At 60.4% G+C, this 19,204-nt stretch carries 19 protein-coding genes; 4 read left to right on the top strand and 15 right to left on the bottom strand.

The genetic code is table 11. The features are described 5' to 3' along the window. Window positions 1-420 precede the first annotated feature (420 nt). Both IG616_RS22990 and IG616_RS22985 read left to right on the top strand, forming a co-directional pair. Window positions 421-783, top strand: coding sequence for a helix-turn-helix domain-containing protein (locus IG616_RS22990; protein WP_246476117.1), 363 nt, complete (start codon window positions 421-423; stop codon window positions 781-783). A 16-nt stretch (window positions 784-799) separates the two neighbouring features. Continuing rightward, window positions 800-1,375: an IS630 family transposase gene (locus tag IG616_RS22985; RefSeq protein WP_343072344.1), complete on the top strand. Its 576-nt coding sequence runs from the start codon at window positions 800-802 to the stop codon at window positions 1,373-1,375. Between the two features lie 12 nt (window positions 1,376-1,387). Here the strand turns inward: IG616_RS22985 and hspQ are convergent, their stop codons facing one another. The 3 genes from hspQ to IG616_RS04815 all read right to left on the bottom strand — a co-directional run bounded on the left by hspQ (window position 1,388) and on the right by IG616_RS04815 (window position 3,892). Continuing rightward, a complete protein-coding gene (gene hspQ / locus IG616_RS04825; RefSeq protein ID WP_192147003.1) occupies window positions 1,388-1,711 on the bottom strand; it encodes a heat shock protein HspQ in 324 nt (107 codons plus the stop codon). A gap of 112 nt (window positions 1,712-1,823) precedes the next feature. After that, entirely contained in the window at window positions 1,824-2,867 is a 1,044-nt protein-coding gene (locus tag IG616_RS04820) for an HpcH/HpaI aldolase/citrate lyase family protein (RefSeq protein ID WP_192147002.1), read from the bottom strand. Window positions 2,868-3,004: 137 nt separating this feature from the next. After that, window positions 3,005-3,892, bottom strand: coding sequence for a lysophospholipid acyltransferase family protein (locus tag IG616_RS04815; protein ID WP_192147001.1), 888 nt, complete (start codon window positions 3,890-3,892; stop codon window positions 3,005-3,007). 214 nt (window positions 3,893-4,106) lie between these two features. Between IG616_RS04815 and IG616_RS04810 the strand changes: the two genes are divergently transcribed. Next, entirely contained in the window at window positions 4,107-5,063 is a 957-nt protein-coding gene (locus IG616_RS04810; RefSeq protein ID WP_192147000.1) for an AEC family transporter, read from the top strand. Between the two features lie 415 nt (window positions 5,064-5,478). Here IG616_RS04810 and IG616_RS04805 read toward each other — a convergent pair whose 3' ends face one another. The 3 genes from IG616_RS04805 to IG616_RS04795 all read right to left on the bottom strand — a co-directional run bounded on the left by IG616_RS04805 (window position 5,479) and on the right by IG616_RS04795 (window position 8,960). Then, window positions 5,479-6,075 (bottom strand): regulatory protein RecX, encoded by a 597-nt coding sequence (locus tag IG616_RS04805; protein WP_343072343.1) that lies wholly within the window; start codon window positions 6,073-6,075, stop codon window positions 5,479-5,481. A gap of 151 nt (window positions 6,076-6,226) precedes the next feature. Beyond that, window positions 6,227-7,783 (bottom strand): DHA2 family efflux MFS transporter permease subunit, encoded by a 1,557-nt coding sequence (locus IG616_RS04800; RefSeq protein ID WP_192146998.1) that lies wholly within the window; start codon window positions 7,781-7,783, stop codon window positions 6,227-6,229. Between the two features lie 34 nt (window positions 7,784-7,817). Further along, window positions 7,818-8,960 carry an HlyD family efflux transporter periplasmic adaptor subunit gene (locus IG616_RS04795; protein WP_192146997.1) on the bottom strand — a complete coding sequence of 381 codons (1,143 nt, stop codon included), beginning with the start codon at window positions 8,958-8,960 and terminating at the stop codon, window positions 7,818-7,820. Between the two features lie 250 nt (window positions 8,961-9,210). On the opposite strand from IG616_RS04795, the gene IG616_RS04790 reads away from it, so the two are divergent. Beyond that, window positions 9,211-9,855 (top strand): TetR/AcrR family transcriptional regulator, encoded by a 645-nt coding sequence (locus tag IG616_RS04790; RefSeq protein ID WP_192146996.1) that lies wholly within the window; start codon window positions 9,211-9,213, stop codon window positions 9,853-9,855. A 46-nt stretch (window positions 9,856-9,901) separates the two neighbouring features. Here IG616_RS04790 and IG616_RS22980 read toward each other — a convergent pair whose 3' ends face one another. The 9 genes from IG616_RS22980 to IG616_RS04750 form a co-directional block, all read right to left on the bottom strand. Then, on the bottom strand, window positions 9,902-10,432 hold the full coding sequence (locus IG616_RS22980; protein ID WP_246476116.1) for an IS630 family transposase: 531 nt from the start codon (window positions 10,430-10,432) through the stop codon (window positions 9,902-9,904). Between the two features lie 61 nt (window positions 10,433-10,493). Continuing rightward, entirely contained in the window at window positions 10,494-10,856 is a 363-nt protein-coding gene (locus tag IG616_RS22975) for a helix-turn-helix domain-containing protein (protein ID WP_246476115.1), read from the bottom strand. Between the two features lie 84 nt (window positions 10,857-10,940). Then, window positions 10,941-11,741: an MBL fold metallo-hydrolase gene (locus tag IG616_RS04780; protein ID WP_192146995.1), complete on the bottom strand. Its 801-nt coding sequence runs from the start codon at window positions 11,739-11,741 to the stop codon at window positions 10,941-10,943. Continuing rightward, a complete protein-coding gene (locus IG616_RS04775; RefSeq protein ID WP_192146994.1) occupies window positions 11,741-12,541 on the bottom strand; it encodes a TatD family hydrolase in 801 nt (266 codons plus the stop codon). Before IG616_RS04775 ends, IG616_RS04780 begins: the two co-directional genes overlap by 1 nt. Window positions 12,542-12,672: 131 nt before the next feature. Beyond that, a complete protein-coding gene (gene metG, locus IG616_RS04770) occupies window positions 12,673-14,232 on the bottom strand; it encodes a methionine--tRNA ligase (RefSeq protein ID WP_192146993.1) in 1,560 nt (519 codons plus the stop codon). 99 nt (window positions 14,233-14,331) lie between these two features. Beyond that, window positions 14,332-15,444: a DNA polymerase III subunit delta' gene (locus IG616_RS04765; RefSeq protein ID WP_192146992.1), complete on the bottom strand. Its 1,113-nt coding sequence runs from the start codon at window positions 15,442-15,444 to the stop codon at window positions 14,332-14,334. Next, window positions 15,428-16,138: a dTMP kinase gene (gene tmk, locus IG616_RS04760; RefSeq protein WP_209007287.1), complete on the bottom strand. Its 711-nt coding sequence runs from the start codon at window positions 16,136-16,138 to the stop codon at window positions 15,428-15,430. The genes IG616_RS04765 and tmk overlap by 17 nt, the downstream gene beginning before the upstream one ends. 22 nt (window positions 16,139-16,160) lie before the next feature. Then, window positions 16,161-17,387: a D-alanyl-D-alanine carboxypeptidase family protein gene (locus tag IG616_RS04755; protein WP_209007286.1), complete on the bottom strand. Its 1,227-nt coding sequence runs from the start codon at window positions 17,385-17,387 to the stop codon at window positions 16,161-16,163. Between the two features lie 122 nt (window positions 17,388-17,509). Further along, a complete protein-coding gene (locus IG616_RS04750) occupies window positions 17,510-18,766 on the bottom strand; it encodes a septal ring lytic transglycosylase RlpA family protein (RefSeq protein ID WP_246476114.1) in 1,257 nt (418 codons plus the stop codon). Window positions 18,767-19,204 lie beyond the last annotated feature (438 nt).

Below are 19,204 nucleotides of genomic sequence, written 5' to 3'. Positions count from 1 at the left end.
AACACAACGTGCGAATCGAGCGCGGAGTGACCCGCAAGTAGAGTCCATGCGTTCTCCGAAATACCCCAAGGCGCGGGCAGTCCGCCCCAAAAGACCTACCGGCATGTCATCCCGGTTTGGTGCCTCTGCACCAAGACCGGGATCCAGTACTCCGTGCGAGCCTTATTGAAATAAAAAAATCCGAAGGTTACTGGATCCCAGCCTGCGCTGGGATGACGTGAGTTCCCTAAACTTTTGCGCAAATGAGAAGGTAGCGGCGGCAGAAACGGCGGGCCAGCAAGTAGCGCGAGGCCGGTTAGGTCCGGCATCTGTCCAAATTCAGCCTTGGACTTTTAGAGCGTGTCGTTTCAGACCAGATTCAGGATTCCCATTGGTATTGATCCGTGATTCCTTGTTTTGAACCGGAACAAGGGGAACGTTATGGGCAAACCACATCCTTTTGAACTTCGGCAGCGCGTTGTCGCGCATGTCGATGCGGGTCATACGCACAGGTCGGCAGCTGCTCGGTTTGCCGTTTCGGTCAAGTTTGTCAATGACATGGTCAAGCTGAAGCGTGAGACCGGGGCGCTGTCTGCCAAGCGGCAGGGCAATCCGGGCATTGGCAAGCTGACACCCCATGCGGACTGGATCCGCTCCCAGGCCGAAGCGAAGAGCGACATCACATTGGATGAGCTGGTGGTTCTGCTGGCGCGCGAGAAGCAGATTACCGTCCACCGTTCTTCGGTTGGGCGCTTGCTGCAAAGGCTTGGGCTGACACACAAAAAAAGACCTGCAAGCGCTTGAGCAGAAGCGGGCCGATGTGGCGCGCCAAAGGCATTGCTGGATCGTCCATCGCCAGCCCTTCATGGCCCATATGCTGGAGCGCCTTGCCTTCCTGGACGAAACCTGGCTGAAAACCAACATGGCCAAGCGCACCGGCTGGGCCCCACGCGGCCAAAGGCTTGTCGATCATGCGCCCTTCGGCCACTGGCGCACGCAGACCTTTGTCGCGGCCCTGCGCCATGACAGGCTGGCCGCACCCTGGGTCATCGACGGCGCGATGAACCGCGCCACATTCAACGTCTATGTTGAAACGCAGCTCGCCCCGGTGCTCAGGAAAGGCGACGTCGTCATCCTCGACAACCTGTCCAGCCACAAAAGCCCCCGCGCAGAAATGATCCTGCGCGAGCGCGGCGCATGGTTCCTGTTCCTGCCGCCATACTCACCAGACCTGAACCCCATCGAATTGGCCTTCTCGAAACTCAAAGCCCTGATCAGGAAAGCTGCCGCCAGAACCTATGAAGACCTGTGGAACGCCGTCGGGCACGTCTGCAATCTCTTCCCCGAGGAGGAGTGCTACAACTTCTTCAAAGCGGCCGGATATGAAAGCGATTAAACGCGACACGCTCTAGTGGATCTCGACCGACCGGGGCGTGTAGGTGCCGTCGGAGCCTTCCTCGAAGATCTCCAGCAACTGGGGATGGCGGATCGGCTCGCCGGTCAGGTCGGGAACGAGGTTCTGCTCGCTGACATACGCGACATATTCCGTCTCCTCGTTTTCGGCGAGCAAATGATAGAAGGGTTGATCACGTACGGGCCGGACTTCTTCCGGAATGGCGTCCCACCATTCTTCGGTGTTGCTGAAGGTCGGGTCGACATCGAAGATGACACCACGGAACGGGTAGACCCTGTGCCGCACGACCTGACCGATTTTGAACTTCGCCGTACGCATTTTCCTTACCTGACCTGCCTTGCCGGTTCCGGCCTCACCACCTGATCTGGCGATGGCCTTGAAGCGGGCAGGGGGCAGTTCCTTCCTTCCTCCAGACTATTATACCGAATCTCTAAAGACCGTAAACCTGTGCCAATTCAGGATCCTTGCTGGCGACCAGCTTGGCGAGATCGACAATAACCTTTGCCTGCTTCCAGGTGGCGTCATCCTGCATCTTGCCGTCGATCATGACCGCGCCGGTTCCGTCAGGCATGGCGTCAAGGATTTTCAGCGCAAAGGCGACTTCTGAAGGCTCCGGACTGAACACCTTCTTTGCCAGATCAATCTGGCTCGGATGCAGGGACCAGGCGCCCAGGCATCCCATCAGGAAGGCGTTGCGGAACTGGCTTTCGCAGGCGGCCGGGTCGGAGAAATCGCCAAACGGGCCATAAAAGGGCTTCAGGCCATAGGACAGGCAGGCGTCCACCATCTTGGCGACTGTATAATGCCACAGATCCTGCTGATAGGCGGTCCGCGGTGCGCCGTCGCCCGCCGGATCGGACAGAACGGAATAGTCCGGATGACCACCGCCAACCCGGGTGGTCTTCATGCCGCGGGAGGCCGCCAGGTCCGCAGGTCCAAGGCTCATGCCGTGCATGCGCGGGCTCGCCGCGGCAATTGCCTCGACATTCTTGACCCCTTCAGCCGTTTCCAGAATCGCGTGGATCAGGATCGGTTTGGTGATGCCGGAGCGGGCCTCAAGCTGAGCCAGAAGCTGGTCGAGGTAGTGGATGTCCCAGGGGCCTTCCACCTTGGGCAGCATGATGACATCAAGCTTGTTTCCAACCGCCGGCAAAATCTCCATCAGATCGTCCAGAAACCACGGGCTGTTGAGGCAGTTGACCCGTGTCCAAAGCCCGGTCTGGCCGAAGTCGTTTTCTTCCGCCATGCGGATGAAACCCCGCCGGGCATCGATCTTGGCATCTGCGGGAATGGCGTCTTCCAGATTGCCGAGAATGACGTCAACCCTGGAAATCAGGTCCGGCACCTTGGCGCGCAGCTTTTCCAGATGCGGGGGAACGAAATGGATCATGCGCTCCAGCGAGACGGGAAGCTCGCGATACGGGGAGGGGGCGCCGATGGCGAGGGGCTGATAAAAGGCACGGGGCGTCTTCATGGCACGGTCCTTCCGCTGCAAGCTGGATCTTTCCCACTCTATAGCCGGATTGGTGCGGTGCAACCATCCGCCGAAAGGAGGGGCCAGCCAGCCCGTTCACCAGCATGAATGGGACCGGTGTTGGGGAACCTGCGGGATCAGCTTCCGGCCCACTTGCGGTGGATCCACATCCATTGTTCCGGATATTCGCGGATCCAGCCTTCAAAGACCCTGTGTATCTCTTCCGTTGCCGCCTGAATGTCCGCCTTGCGGTCGTCGGTTTGCGGCACGGTGATGCCCCGTCCCTCGATCAGAAACCTGACGCCATCCTTGCGGATCACGCGGCCGGCGACGATGGGAACGCCGCAGGAGCGGGCAAGACTGGCCGGAACCGGCGTCGCATAGGCCTCCCGTCCAAAGAAGGGGACCCGGATGCCCCGGACCTCGCGCAGGTCGCTCATGATGGCGACGGTGCCGCCGCCGCGCACGATGCTGACCAGTTTGCGGGCGGTCTGGTGCCCCTTGGAGTAAAGGCCCGCCTTGTAGAGGTCCTTGCGCATATCGCGCAGCAACTCGTCCGCATAGGGGTTCTTGAGGGCCTGGTAGACCCCGGCGAGGGCTACACCGGCGCGGGTCGGCGGCTGAACGCAAAGCTCCCAATTGCCCGAATGCATGGACACAAAGACAATGGGCTGCTCACCCGCGATGACTTTCCGGGTCAGCTCGTCGGCGACCAGCTCGAACCTTTCATCCTGCTTCAATAGTTCGGGAATGTGGAAGGTTTCCGCAGCAACACGTCCGAGGTTGTCCCACATGCCGCTGAGGATACGTTCCCGCTCTTCCGGGGTCGTCTCGGGCAGGGCCAGCTCCAGATGCCGCAAGGCCCGCTTGTGGCGCGGATTGAGCGGGGCGAGCTTGCGCCACAGGAACCCCATGACGGCTGACGCCGCATCCACCGGAATCAGCTGGAAAAGCCACACGGCTCCCCGCAAGCCAAGAGCTTCAATGTGATAGCGCAACTTCACTAGGCGTTTTGTCAGGTTCATATGCCAGTCAGTACCGAACGGACCGAAGCAGACCTTGTGAGTGCCCGGTGAACAGGGCTCTATCTCGTCAGACCTGCCGTTGACCCTCAAGGGTGAAACGGTTAGGCGTGATTATCCAAGCTGTCCGCCGTATGCAAGCCGCCCGATGCGCCGGGAGACTTCGCAAACTGCCGGCTCCCGCGCTTTATGCGCAAAGACCCATCTGGATTTCTTCATGCAGGACGTCATCGCGCTGGCCTTTCCCTTCTTTGGGCTGATCTTCCTGGGCTTTGCCGCTGGCAAGTTCCGGAAGCTTCCGGAGGCCGGTCTTGCCTGGATGAATTTCTTCATCGTTTATATCGCATTGCCCGCTCTGTTTTTCCGGCTCCTGTCGGAAACCCCGATCGAGCAGCTGACGGACCTGTCCTTCGTGACAGCGACGACCTTCACCACCTATACAGTCTTCGCGATTGCCTTCTGCATCGGCGTTCTGGCGACCAGCGGCAACATACCGGAATCGACCGTTCTCGGAATTGCGGGTGCGTATTCCAACATCGGTTACATGGGGCCGGGCCTGACGCTCGCGGTTCTGGGGCCTGCGGCAACCGTGCCGACCGCCTTGATCCTGTGCTTCGACAACACGCTGCTCTTCATTCTCGCACCGCTGATGATGGCGGTCGGCGGTACGGACAAGGAGCCGATCACCAAGACGCTGCAGCGCATCGTCTGGCGCGTTTTCTCGCATCCCTTCATCCTGGCGACGATTGCGGGCGTCGGCGCGGCGGCCATCGGCTTCCGCCCGCCGACCGCCATCGACACCATGCTGAAATATCTGAGCGGTGCGGCAGCGCCCTGTGCGCTCTTTGCCATGGGCGTCAGCGTTGCGCTGCGGCCTGCCAACCGGATCCCGCTGGAACTGCCCGCCGTTCTGGTGGTGAAGCTGCTTGTTCACCCGCTGCTGGTGTTTCTGCTTCTGTCCTGGATCGGCGGCTTCGATCCGGTCTGGGTCGCAACGGCGATTCTCATGGCCTGTCTGCCACCTGCGACCAATGTCTTCGTCATTGCCCAGCAATATAACGTCTATGTGCAGCGGGCTTCGAGCTTCGTCCTGATCGGCACCATCGCCTCGGTGGTGACGGTGACCGGTTTCATCTGGGCGCTGACCCACAATCTGTTCCACCTCAATCTGTAGCAGCCCTTGGAAGGTCTTCTTGCAGCAGGGCGAACCTTAGCTGCGATCCCGGATCTTCTGGATGGCGTCCAGCCGGTTCAGTTCATGTTGCAACTTGGTGATCAAAGACATTGCGGCTCTGTCGGCGCTCAGTTGTGTGAAGGCCGGTCGTCCTTCCAACGGTTGACAGTGAACAGCTTCAGGAACGCGAGAGGGCTGCATCTCTAGCCAGCCCAAGTCCATGTGTGGTCACCAAATGGCAGCTATATGCCAAATCGGATAATGTAGATTATGGAACTATATTGGATTAGGTAAAATACGGCGCTGCCGGGTCTGAAACTGCCGTGTATTCCGTGTCCGGTCTGCCTCAGCGGCTTGGCCGTCTATCGTTTGGTTCCGTCCTAGATATCAAGCTGCCCGGACCGGAACTTCTGCATCATTGGGTCTCATCCGCTGCGCTGCTGTCATCGGAGTCCGGATCTTCGTCGATCACGCAACGGGCTGTCTGATAGGAAAACCCGGCGCGGCACAGCGCGGCCAGATCGCGGTCGCGATGGTCCTTGCGGGACGGCTCCGGACGCCAGGCACCGATGCGCTTCTTGCGGGCTGCAATCCGGGCTGCTTCCAGATCGCTTGTCTCGTCGCGCTCAAGTACGCCAGCGACGGTATCGGCGGCAACGCCCTTGGACCGGAGCCTCATGGCGATTTGCCGTTGTGACCGGCCACGGCGTCTGTCTGCGGCAACTTTCGCTTCGGCAAAGGCTTGATCATTGACCATTCCCGAGCGGATGCATTTCTCGACAACGGCGTCGATCAGACCGGAAAAGTCAGCGGGATCCTTGTCATGAAACCTGGCCGCACGGTCTACCTTGCGGCTGAGAACGCGGCGCAGGTTTTCCGAAGATGAGCCGTATCTGTCGAGATAATGGATCGCGGACCGGGTCAGCCGGTCTTCTGCCGGCAGCTTGAGCCGCTTTTGCCCGGAAGGCTTCCGGGCACGCCTCTCTTGTGAACTGCCTTGGCCAATCCCCACTGAGCCAAAGGTTCCGGATATTTTGTTCCCGTCTTGTTCCATTCGTGTAATTTACGGAAAAATCGTCAGAAATCAAAGAATTTTCGCAGGTTTCTCAGATGGCTTCAGAGGAAATCCGGGAAAAATGCAGCGGCGGGGCCGGAGGTGGGGGTCAGTGCCCGCCCCCGCCGCTCACCCCTGCCTTGGGCTTGTCAACGAAGACAAGCGCAAACAGGAGCATTGTGAAAAGACCGGTCAGGATCAGGAACACATCGGCAAAAGACATCACGAACGCCTCTCGGGTCACGATGCCGGACAAGGCCTTCAAGGCCGCCGTTTCCGACAGGGACCCGAGGCTGGAATAGGCGCGGGTCATGGCATCCAGCGTCTCCGTGGCGACAGGCCGCGTCCAGTTGAGGCTCTCAGACAGACGCTCATAATGAAAGTCCTGACGGTTGGTCAGAGCCGTCCCGATGAGTGCAAGACCGACAGCGCCGCCCAGGTTTCGCGTCAGATTGAACAGACCCGATGCGTTCTTGATCATGTGCGGCGGCAGCATGCCAAGCGCGATATTGTTGATCGGCACCATGCTGATCATCAGGGAAACACCGCGCAGGATCTGCGGCACGAACAGCTCCCAGAAATCCCAGTCATGGGTCAGGCCCGTGACCATCCATGTTCCAAGCGCGAAGCCGGCAAAGCCCAGGCCCATCATCAGCCGCGGGTCCAGTATGCCCATCAAGCGTCCTGCAAGCGGTGCGGCCATGAACATGGCAAGGCCGGAGACAAACATGGTCTCGCCGATCTGCAGAGATGTGTAGCCGCGGATACCGCTCAGATAGACCGGATAGAGATAGGTCAGCCCGTAGAGACCGATGCCCATGGTGAAGCTGAAAATGCTGCCCATGGCGAAATTCTTGTCGCTGAAGGCGCGCAGATCGACAACCGGTTCTTCTGCGGTGAAGCACCGCCAGAAGAAGACGAGGGCGCCAAAGGCCGTCAGTGTTGCGAAGAAAACGATTTCCTCGCTGTGGAACCAGTCGTCGGAAGCCCCCTCCTCCAGCACATATTCCAGCGATCCGAGAAAGACCGCCATGGCGGCAAAGCCCACCCAGTCGAACCGGTCGAACAGGCTGAAATCCGGCTCGTCAAAATCAATCAGGGTTGCGGCGGCGATGGTCACCAGAATGCCAGGGATGACATTGATGATGAACAGCCAGTGCCAGGAGGCGTATTCGGTCAGATAGCCGCCAAGCGTCGGGCCGATGGTCGGCGCAAGGGTCGCGACCAGACCGATCATCGGAGAGATGATGCTGAACTTGCTGCGCGGAAAGATCGTATAGGCCGAGGCAAACACGGTCGGGATCATGCCGCCGCCGAGAAAGCCCTGAAGCGCCCGCCAGACAATCATTTCGTTGATCGTGGTGGCGGTCGAACACATCAGGCTCATGGCCGTGAAACCTGCGGCAGAGAGCGTGAACATCCAGCGTGTCGACAGCATGCGCGACAGATACCCCGACAGCGGGATCATGATCACCTCGGCGATCAGATAAGCTGTCTGGACCCAGGCAATGTCATCCTGAGAAGCGCTCAGCCCCGCCTGGATCTCTGACAAGGAGGCCGAGACGATCTGAATGTCCAGGATCGCCATGAACATGCCGAAGACCATGCAAAGGAAGGTGAAGAGCTTCCGTTTGTCGATCGTGTCTGGGGCTGCCGCTTCGGACATTTCTTATGCTCTCGATGCCTGCCAGTTTTGACGGTCAGTTCTTGAATGCCAGTTCCGCAGGCTTGCCTTCGCCGCCCGTCCGGGTGTCGACTTCAACGATGACGGACATACCGGCGCGCAGCGGATGAGCTGCCAGTTCTTCCGGAGCCACAACAATCTTGACCGGAACGCGCTGGACAACCTTGGTGAAGTTGCCGGTCGCGTTCTCCGAAGGCAGCAGGCTGAAGACCGAGCCGGTCGCCGGGGAAATGCTTTCCACCTTGCCGGTCAGGGTTGCGTCGGGATAGGCGTCGACCGACACCTTGACGCTTGCGCCCTGCCGGATTTCACCCAGCTGGGTTTCCTTGAAATTCGCGGAAATATGCGCCTCGCTCAGGGGAACGATCGCCGCAATGCGGCTGCCTGCCTGCAGGAAAGACCCGACCTGTGCGGCCCGGTTGCCGACGATGCCGTCGACGGTGGCCCGCACAATGGTGAAGTCAAGGTCTCTCTGCGCCTTTTCAAGCGAGGTCTGGGCCGACTTGACTGCCTGCTCGGCTTCCTTCTTCTGGCCCTGCAGAACGGCAATATTCGCCTGCGCGATGGCAACGGCGGCCTTGGCCTGTTCCAGCTTGGCCTCGGCACTCATTTGTGATGTGCGGGCGCTGTCGAGTGTTGCCTGGCTGGCGACGCTGCTCTTGGTGAGGCTCTCCTGGCGCTTGTAGGTCAGGTTGGAATCTTCAAGAGCGGCTTCTGCGGACTTAACCCCGGCCCGGGCTTCCAGAACGGAGGCTTCGCCAGCCTTGATCTGATCGCCGATCCGGTTGACGGTCACCTTTGCACTGTTGAGCGCGTCCTTGGCAGCCTGCAAGGCCAGCTTGTAATCGCCGTCGTCAATGGTCAGCAGGACGTCGCCCTGCCGGACAATTTCATTGTCTGAGACCGCGATTTCCGACACATAGCCGGAGACCTTGGACAGAACAGTGGTGATATCGGCAGTCACATAGGCATCATCGGTCTCTTCGACAAAGCGGCCATGTGTCCACCACTTGTAGCCTTCAAACCCGGACAGGCTGACGCCGGCCAGCAGGACGATGGTCAGGATCTTCTTGGCCTTGCCGCTCTTCTGCTTGGCGGGTCCGGACGCAACGGATTTGGTTTGCGGCGCTTCAGCCGGTGCTTCAATCTTTTCGCTCACGGAAATGCCCCAATAAATCTGCCGTTCAACCGTTTGTGATCGCCGTTGCTTGGGAGAAAGACGGCTGCGGATGCTGTTGACTGAACGGTTCGGTCAATTCAACATAGCAAAGTACACTTCGCAGTGCAAGTTCAGCTTGGCACTTCGAAACTATCCCCCTTTATTTCGTGGGACGGGTTTGACGGGCAACCGGGGCTGAGGCTTGAATTGGGAAGGTGCGTTTCCTTTCGGGGGAGGACGGGGAAAGATCATGAATGCAGATCAGGCCGCACAGCCGGAAGCTCCGGCGGAACCGGCGAAGCGGCTTCAAATTCTAGAGGGGGCGCGGGTCGTGTTCCGGGCCAGGGGCTACGACGGCGCCAGCATGGAGATGATTGCCAGGGAAGCGGGCGTCTCCAAGGGAACTCTCTATGTCTATTTCCCCAACAAGGAGGAGCTGTTCAAAGCGCTGATTATCTGGGAACGGGCCGATCAGGCGGAACGGGGCTTGATGCTCACCCAGAACCCCGCACCTGTCCGGGAAGTTCTCTACCGCACTGGTCTTGCCTATGTGAGCAAGATGTGCCAGCCGGAAAGGGTCTCCACGTTCCGGATGGTTGTTGGCGCGGCAGAGCAATTCCCCGAGTTCGGCGCTCTGCTTTATGAAGCCGGGCCCAAGCGTGGCACAGACAAACTGGCGGCTTTTTTCAAAACACGGATCGCTACAGGCGAACTGAAGACGGACTGCGATGTTGAAATGGCAGCCGGCCAGTTCTTCAGCCTCTGCGTATCCCAGCTTCTTCGCCGCATTCTCCTGAATGTGGAAGGGTCGCCCGCGCCGGAAGAAATCGAACGGCACGTTGCCTCGGCCGTGGACGTTTTTCTAGCAGCCTATGGCACTGAGCCGCAGCGCTGAACCTTTGCTCCTGACTGCATTGGGCCAGCTCTAGAGCGTGTCGGTTTTAATTAGTTCCATACCCTGCGGCTTTGAAGAAGTTGTAGCATTCCTCCTCGGGGAAGAGATTGCAGACGTGCCCGACTGCGTTCCACAGGTCTTGGTATGTTCTTGCGGCGGCTTTTCGCATCAGGGCTTTGAGCTTTGAGAAGGCCATCTCAATGGGGTTCAGGTCCGGTGAGTAAGGCGGGAGGAAGAGGAACCATGCGCCGCGCTCGCGCAAGACCTGCTCAGCGCGGGGGCTTTTGTGGCTGGACAGGTTGTCGAGGATGACGACGTCGCCTTTCCTGAGCGTCGGCGCGAGTTGGGTTTCGACATAGACGTTGAATGTCGCCCGGTTCATCGTGCCGTCGATGATCCAGGGCGCGGCCAGCCTGTCATGGCGCAGGGCCGCGACAAAGGTCTGCGTGCGCCAGTGGCCGAAGGGCGCATGATCGACAAGCCTTTGGCCGCGTGGGGCCCAGCCGGTGCGCTTGGCCATGTTGGTTTTCAGCCAGGTTTCGTCCAGGAAGGCAAGGCGCTCCAGCATATGGGCCATGAAGGGCTGGCGATGGACGATCCAGCAATACCGTTGACTTGCGACATCCGCCCGCTTCTGCTCAAGCGCTTGCAGGTCTTTTTTTGTGCGTCAGCCCAAGCCGTTGGAACAGGCGCCCGACCGAAGAACGGTGGACGGTAATCTGCTTCTCGCGCGCCAGCAGAACCACCAGCTCATCCAATGTGATGTCGCTCTTCGCTGCGACCTGGGAGCGGATCCAGTCCGCATGGGGTGTCAGCTTGCCAATGCCCGGATTGCCCTGCCGTTTGGCCGACAGCGCCCCGGTCTCACGCTTCAGCTTGACCATGTCATTGACGAATTTGACCGAAACGGCGAACCGCGCTGCCGCCGATCTGTGCGTATGACCCGCATCGACATGCGCAACAACACGCTGCCGGAGTTCCAAAGGATGTGGCTTGCCCATCAACACCTCCCTGTTTCGATGTAAAGCAGGGAATCACGGATCAACACCAAAGGGAATCCAGAATCCGGTCAAATACGACACGCTCTAAACCTTGATCACCATACCATCAAAGGCGGGGGTGATTTGCTCCGGCAACTCTCTGGCAAGAGCCAGATAGTCCAGGTCATTGTGAAGATTGGTCAGCACTGCCTTTTGCGGCGCCATGTCCGCAATCCACTTGAGAGCATCGTCCAGATTGAAGTGGCTGGGATGCGGCGCGTGGCGCAGACAATCGAGGACCCAGGTCTTCAGGCCCTTGAAATGCACCGCGGACGCCGCCGGAATGTCCGATACATCAGGCAGATAGGCGAGGTCGTTGATGCGGAAACCGAGCGCATTGATGTCGCCGTGGACCACCTCGACCGGCAGGAAGCTGATCGGTCCACCCTCCCCGTCGATCCGCACGGTCTTGCCTGCCTCAATCAGATTTGCTTCCATGATCGGCGGATAGGATGAGCCGTAAGGTGTCCTGAAACAGTAGCCGAAAGCTTCCTGGATCCGGGCGAGCGTCGCCCCGTCCATATAGGCTTGGACCCGCTTTTTCGTTCGGATCGCGAACATGCGCAGGTCATCGATACCATGCAGATGATCCGCATGGGCGTGGGTGTAGATAACAGCGTCCAGAGCCTGAACATTGGCGCTCAGCATCTGTTCGCGCAGGTCCGGCCCCGTATCGATCAGAACCGTGGTCTTACCGGTGGCTGACTGGCGCTCGACCAGAATCGAGCAGCGGCGGCGGCGGTTTTTCGGATTGGCCGGATCGCAAGCGCCCCAGTCATTGCCGATCCGGGGCACGCCGCCGGAGGAGCCGCAGCCGAGAATGGTGATCGTCAGGTCGTTCGTCATCAGGAAACTCCTGCAAATTCGGCAGGACGCGGCACTTTCTTGAACAGCCGGAAGAAGTTCTCGCTCGTCTGACGGGCCATGTCCTCATAGGACAGGCCGCAAGTCTCGGCCAGCACGGCTGCAGTCATCGCCGTATAGGCCGGTTCGTTGCGCTTGCCGCGCCGGGGTTGAGGCGCAAGATAGGGCGCATCCGTCTCTACCAGAAGCCGGTCCAGTGGCAATTGGCGGGCAATATCCCGGATTTCCTCTGAGCGCTTGAAGGTCAGGATACCCGAGAACGACACATAGAGGCCAAGCTCGACGCCCTTTAGCGCCAGATCCAGTCCCGACGAGAAGCAGTGCAGGATGGCCGGAAAGGCCCCCTTCCCCATCTCCTCCTCCAGGATCGCTGCCATGTCCGCATCCGCGTCACGCGAATGGATCACCAGCGGTAGACCGGTTTCGCGTGCCACAGCAATATGGGTGCGAAGGCCCGCTTGCTGGTCTTCCGGTTTGGCGTAATCGTAGAAATAGTCGAGTCCCGCCTCGCCGATGGCGACCACCTTCGGGTGCTTTGTCAGCTCCAGGATTTCCGAGGCCGGAATACCCTTTTCTTCCGTCGCATTGTTCGGATGAGTGCCGACCGAGCAATAGACATTGTCATACTGCTCCGCGATGGCCCGGATCTGGCCGAACTTCCGGATCCGCGTGCAGATCGTCACCATCAGCTCCACACCTGCTTCGCGGGCGCGGGCGATAAGCTCATCCCGTTCTCCATCAAAATCCGGGAAGTCGAGATGGCAGTGACTGTCTACGATCATGAGAGGCTTTGCCGATTGTTTGAATGAGAAGGCCAATAGATAGTGGCGTCTGAGAAAATGAAAACCTGCCGCCTAGTCATCCCGGATCTTCGCTTCGCTGCGTCCGGGATGACGAGTGGATAGGTTGGTCGTCAACCTGCAGCTTCCGTTTCCGGCTCGACATAACGCGGGAACGCGCCTTCCGGCTTGGGAATGCTTGCTCCCGGCGTCAGGCGGTTGTCCGGCCCAAGCTTGGCAAAGACACGGTCCTCTCCGGCGAGAGACAGGTTGTCGAGCAGCTTGGCGGCGGCCACCGGTGTCACCGGCTGGGCCAGAATCGCGATCTGGCGGATCACTTCGGCGGTGGTGTAGAGCACCGTGCCCATGCGTTCCGGATCGGTCTTCTTGAGGGCCCAGGGCTCCTGTGCCGCAAAATAGCGATTGGCTTCCGCCACGCATTCCCAAACACAGGCAAGGCCCAGGTGCAGTTCCTGACGGTTGAAGGCAGCCCGGCAGGTTGCCAGCATGGCATCAGCCTGATCCAGAATGGCCTTGTCTTCCGCGCTGTAGGCGCCCGGCGCCGGCAGCTTGCCGTCGCAGTTCTTGAAGATCATCGACAAGGAGCGCTGCGCCAGGTTGCCGAGGTCATTGGCCAGATCCGCATTGATCCGGTTGACGATGGCCTCATGGCTGTAATTGCCGTCCTTGCCGAAAGGCACTTCGCGCAGGAAGAAGTAGCGGGTCTGGTCCAGACCGTAAGCTTCGATCAGATTGAACGGGTCGATGACGTTGCCGATGGACTTCGACATCTTCTCGCCCTTGTTGAACAGGAAGCCATGGGCGTAGACGCGCTTTGGCAGCGGCAGGCCTGCGGACATAAGGAACGCGGGCCAATAGACCGCGTGGAACCGGATGATGTCCTTGCCGATGATATGGGCATCCGCCGGCCAATGCTTCCACAGCGGGTTTTCCTCATCCGGGAAGCCAACGCCGGTGATGTAGTTGGTCAGGGCATCCACCCAGACATACATCACGTGCTTGTCGTCGCCCGGAACAGGCACACCCCAGTCGAAGGTGGTGCGCGAAACGGACAGGTCCTTGAGGCCACCCTTGACGAAGCTCATGACCTCGTTGCGGCGCTCGGATGGGCCGATAAAGTCCGGATTGGCTTCGTAGTGAGCAAGCAGCTTGTCCTGATACTCAGACAGTTTGAAGAAATAGCTCTCCTCTTCCACCCACTCGACCGGAGTGCCCTGCGGGCCATAGCGCACGCCATCCTCACGCACTTCCGTTTCCGCTTCCTGGTAATAGGCTTCGTCGCGGACGGAGTACCAGCCGGAATAGCTGTCCTTGTAGATGTCGCCGTTGGCGGCCATGCGGCGCCAGATTTCCTGGCATGCCTTGTAGTGCCGCTCCTGGCTGGTGCGGATGAAGTCGTTGTTGGTGCAGCCGAGCGCCTCGACCATCGCCTGGAACCGGTCGGAATTGCGGTTCGCCAGTTCAGCGGCGGTGATGCCTTCCTTCTGGGCGGTCTGCAGCATCTTCTGGCCGTGAACATCCGTGCCGGTCAGGAAGTAGACATCCTTCCCGTCGAGCCGCTGGAAACGGGCCATGGCATCGGTCGCAATTGCCTCATAGGCATGGCCGATGTGGGGGGCGCCGTTCGGATAGGAAATGGCGGTCGTGATGTAATAGCTCTGTCGGTCGGTCATGACGCTCTTGAATGTTCTGGCGCAGGCGCCTGAAAAGAAAGACGGATAGGTCCGGGAAACAGGGTTCGGGAGCTCTTGGGGCAGCTCCGCTTCGTGCCCTTACCGGGGCATTCGCATGACCTGGGAAAGGGTCCGGAACACGTCGAGAACTACCTGTTTCCTGTCGAGATTGAGTGCGTCGGCATCCGCCGCCGCGCGGTTCATCTTTTCCCACATGTCGGCCCAGCTGACAAGACGCCCGAGACCTTGCCGGTCACCCTCACCAGCACCTTGCGGCGTGCCCGTCTGAGCGCCCGCCCGCATGCGCTGATGCAGCCACTGGCGGGCAATATGCAGGAAGCTTTCCCAATTGTCGGTCTGGCCGCGGGCGCTGACCAGATCAGCCAACCCGTGAAGAGCGGCCAGGTCCACATTGGGCGCCTGTTCGGCAAGTTGAACGAACCCGCGGTTGATCGCCAGACCATCGCCGGACAGAAGCGTCAGCGCGGACCGCAGGCTGCCATCGGCAAACCGGATCAGGTCGGCCATTTCCGCAGATCCCGGCAAATCCTCGGGGCACAGGCCTTTAAGGCCTTCAGCGATTTGATCGCCGCTCAAGGGCGACATATCGAGCCGGCGGCATCTGGAACGGATCGTCGGCAGAAGGCGCCCCGGCGCATGGGAGAGAACGAGGAACAGGCAGCGTGCAGGCGGCTCTTCCAGAATCTTCAGCAAGGCATTGGCCGAGCTGATGTTCATGTCATCCGCCGCATCCACGATGCAGATCCGCCAGGCGGAGGCAGACGCGGTCGTACCGAAGAAAGAGACGGTCTTGCGAATCTCGTCGACCGGCAGTTCCGTCTTGAATCGCTTGCCCTTTTCGTCCCAGGGGCGGCGCAGATGGAGTAGATTCGGATTGGCGCCCTGAGCAATCTGGCGGAAGACCGGATGATTTTCCGGCACGCTGAGATCACGGGCCACAGCCACTGCCGCTCCAAACCTGTCCGGATTGGCGATGGCAAACCGGGCAAAACGATAGGCAAGCGTCGCCTTGCCGATGCCTTTCGGGCCCCCCAGGATCCAGGCGTGATGCAGGCGCTCTGATCGATAGGCGTCCAGCAGCTCCTGCTCCGTATCCTTGTGGCCGACCAGCACGGCCCGCTCACGGGGCAAGGGGATGCCGGGCAGTGAATCGACTTCCGGCGCTTCAATCACTTCAGTCGCGCGGGCCATGGGCACCCTCCCCGATTTCCAGCGCGAAATGAGCTTCGACTGCCTTCCGGATATCCCCTGTTACCTTGTCCGCATCCTGCCGCCCGTCAATCACGGCAAAGCGCTGGGGATGGCTTCTGGCGAGTTCGAGAAACAGCACCCTGCGGCGCTCATGAACCTTGAGATCATCCGCCTCGAACCGGTCTGGACCTCCGGAAGCCGTTTCCGCGGCCCGGGAATTCACCCGTTGAAGCCCGATCTCCGGCGGCACATCGATGAGGATGGTCAGATCCGGCCGGACACCGGCAACCGCCGCAGTCTCCAGAAGGTCGAGATAGGCCGGATCCACGCCAGCTTCGCCCTGATAGACGCGGGTGGAATCTGCAAACCGGTCACACAACACCCATTCGCCGCGCTCCAGCGCGGGAAGGATCGTATGATCAACGTGATCGGCACGGGCCGCAGCAAACAACATGGCTTCGCCGCGCGGCCCCAGATCCCGGGCCGCACCGGAGAGCAGCATCTCGCGGATCTTCTCGGCACCCGGCGAGCCGCCCGGCTCCCGGGTGACAACCGTCTTGCGGCCGCGGTCTTCCAGATAGCTTTTCAGGCGCTTGATCTGGGTGGTCTTGCCTGCCCCTTCGCCGCCTTCAAAGGTTATGAACCGTCCCTGCACGTCTTGCCCAATCCTGTGCTGCTCCAAGCCGTCTCCCATCTGGGCGGGATCTTTTCCGCCCTCAGAACCAGCCGAACAGATAATAACTGACCGCCCCAAGCGCCCGTTCTTCGAGACTGCCTTCATCAACCTCACCCGCTGTTTCAAGCGGAGCGCGGTAGACGATGCCGTCATTTCCGAGCACCTGAATCTCGCCGGACGGAGTGCCCATCCTGACGGGAGCCTTCAGGGGACCCGAATAGACAACCCTCAGCCGATAGTCCAGCGTGCCGCCGCGCGGCAGCAGCACATCCACGTCCGAGACCGTCCGCAAGGGAACGGTCGACGCCGTCCCGCCGAAGACCTTGGCCTCGGTCACCGTTTCGCCCTTGGCGAAGATCCTTTCGACGGCGAAATAGTCCCAAGCGCCCTCGACCACTTCCTTCATGGCCGCAAGACGCGTCTTTTCATCAGAAAGTCCGGCGACAACCGCGATGACCCTGCGGCCATTGCGCTCCACGGAGGCGAGCCCTGAAAAGCCGCTCGCGGCCTGTCCCGCGCCCATGCCATCCAGTTCGCGGATCTCGCCGAGGAGCGGGTTCTTGTTGCGCTGATAGATGTTGTTCCAGGTGAATTCCGGTTCGGAAAAAAGCGGATAGTAATCCCAGTGCTTTTCCAGAATGAATTGCCCCAGCTTCGCCATGTCCCGCGCGGTGGTCCGGCTCGCCTCGCCCTTACTGTCCGGGTTCTCCAGCGTGCCATAGCCGGTCGGATTGACGAAATGGCTGCCGTTCATGCCAAGGGAGGCGGCCAGTGTGTTCATCCGCCCCGCAAAAGCCTCTTCGCTGCCGTCCAGACACTCGGCCAGCACGATCGCTGCGTCATTGGCATTGTGAATCAGGAGACCGCGCAGAAGATCCATCACCGGGATCTCCGACTTGATCGCCGCAAACATGGTGGCCCGGCGGGACGGTGCGCCGCCGGTGCGCCAGGCGTGCTCGCTGACCTTGCAGGTGGTCTCCGGGGTGACCTCACCGCCTGAGAGCGCCTCAAAGACCGCCGCCGCCGTCATCACCTTGACGAGGGAACCTGGTTCGAAAGCCTTGTCCGCGTCCTTGAGATAAAGGCTGGTGCTGGTGCCGGGGGCATAGAGGAAGGCGACCGGCGCGCGGGTGCCAAGCGTTTCAGCCGCTGCGGGCAGCAACGCTGCTGCCATCACGGACAGTCCGGCAAGAAGCGCGAAACCGCCCCTTGCAGCAAAGGCGCGCCAAAATGGCGGCAAGCCGCCTCTGTCCCGAAGTGCCCTCACGCGCATCCTCCACCTTGCCTCACGATGCCGGCACAATAGCCCTGTTTCCCGGCCCGGAACAAGAAAGGGCGGCCCGGATTTTCCAGACCGCCCTTTTCGTCATCTGATGGTTGCAGGCAGGCCTAGCTGCCCTGCTGCAGCTTCACGAGCTGCGCCAGCGGGATCGACCCGGAACTGAAGCTGGCAGCGGCCTCATGGGCTGCGCTGATCCGGCTGTCGGCCCGGTAGGACGAAACCGCGCTGCCGCTCACGAGAGACGACATCTGGCCACCCGCCGGAACACGCAGAACGCCAAGCGTTCCGGACGCGGGAGCCATCGGCTCGACATAGGCTGCCGGGATTGTCTCGACAACGGGAGACCCGGTGGAGATGACCGGCTGAGAGAAGGTGTTGGCAGAGGCCACCTGAACATTGGTTGCCGTAGCCTCGAACGCGATGGCCGGGTCATAGGCAATGTCATAGGAGGCGGACGCCGAATAGGCCGGCGCTGCTGGCGCTGCGGAGGCCACTTGCGTCAGAGCCGTCAGATAAGGACGGGGCGCGGGAGCCGGAGCCGTTGCGCCGTAGCTGAGCACCGGCGTGTTGTCCAGCGGAGCCGGAGGCGTGGCCTGTGCAAGCATCGTGCCTGGCATGGTCGCGCCTGGCGCCACGGAGCCCGGGCCGGAGAGCGATGCAAGCAGATATTGCTCGTCGCGGCCATCCATGCGGGCCGGGCCGACATATTCCACCTTCACCTTGGCAACACCGGCTGCCTTGGTGCCGAGAAGGTTTGCGGCGCGCTCGGACAGATCGATCACGCGGTTGCCATGGAACGGGCCACGGTCATTCACGCGCACGATCATCGAGCGGCCATTGCTCATGTTGGTCACGCGGGCATAGGACGGCAGCGGCATGGTGGTGTGCGCTGCGGAGATCGCGCGCTTGTCGAAGACTTCCCCATTTGCCGTCTGGCGGCCATGGAAGGTCGGGCCATACCAGGATGCGAGGCCGACTGCCTCATAATCCGGGTCTTCCTTAGGATAATACCATTTACCGGCAACCTTGTACTTCTTGCCGACGATGGAGCGTCCGCCTCCCTTGGGCACGGGCTGTCCGTCGGCCACGATGCGCGGGCTGCCTTTCACGCCATATTTCTTCGGGCTGAACTTGGAAGTTGACTGCTGCGTTGTTCCGCAAGCCGCGACAATCCCGCCTGCGACGATGACGCAAGACACGGTGCGGAGCATCGGCCAAACATTGGACTTTGCTGAGGATCTGGATTTTTCTGCCACTGGTCCCGCAGTTTTTGTCTTTGATGGAGAAGAGGACGCGATGCCGCCCGCCTGCCGCATTTCAGGCGTTTGGGCCTGCTGCTCAAACCGGTTGCTTCGATCCTGCATTCTGCCGTCCTACCTCGTACGCGCTGGCGGCCCCATGCACACGCATTCAACACATGCTTACTGCTGCCGGACACGGGTTTATCCATCATCCGCACAGGTTGCGCACCGGTGGCACGCCTCAACTGCTGCGGATGGCTCCGGCACCAGCCGGATTTTGCCTTGGATGTCCCCATCTCGGCGATGCGCCCAGCCCCCGCCAGAGCGCACAGCAACCATGTAGATAGCAAACTCATTAACTCATCATGAACGGCACGTCGATAGGTGTTCGCCCGGGTCAATGCTTTTTGCCGGAAACGGTCCGGCTGCCGCAGCAAGGCGGGCTGAAAACCGCGAGGTTTCCGGACAGATTTGCGCTTTCCGGCGCATCCGCCAGCACCTGCCGCATCCGGAGGCGGATTGCCGCAGGTTCCGCTTTCTCTCGTATTTTTGCCAATGCGC

It is taken from the genome of Roseibium litorale (assembly GCF_014842915.1).
In the GTDB taxonomy this organism is placed as follows: Bacteria; Pseudomonadota; Alphaproteobacteria; order Rhizobiales; family Stappiaceae; genus Roseibium; species Roseibium litorale.
This window is presented reverse-complemented; position numbering and strand designations above follow the sequence as displayed.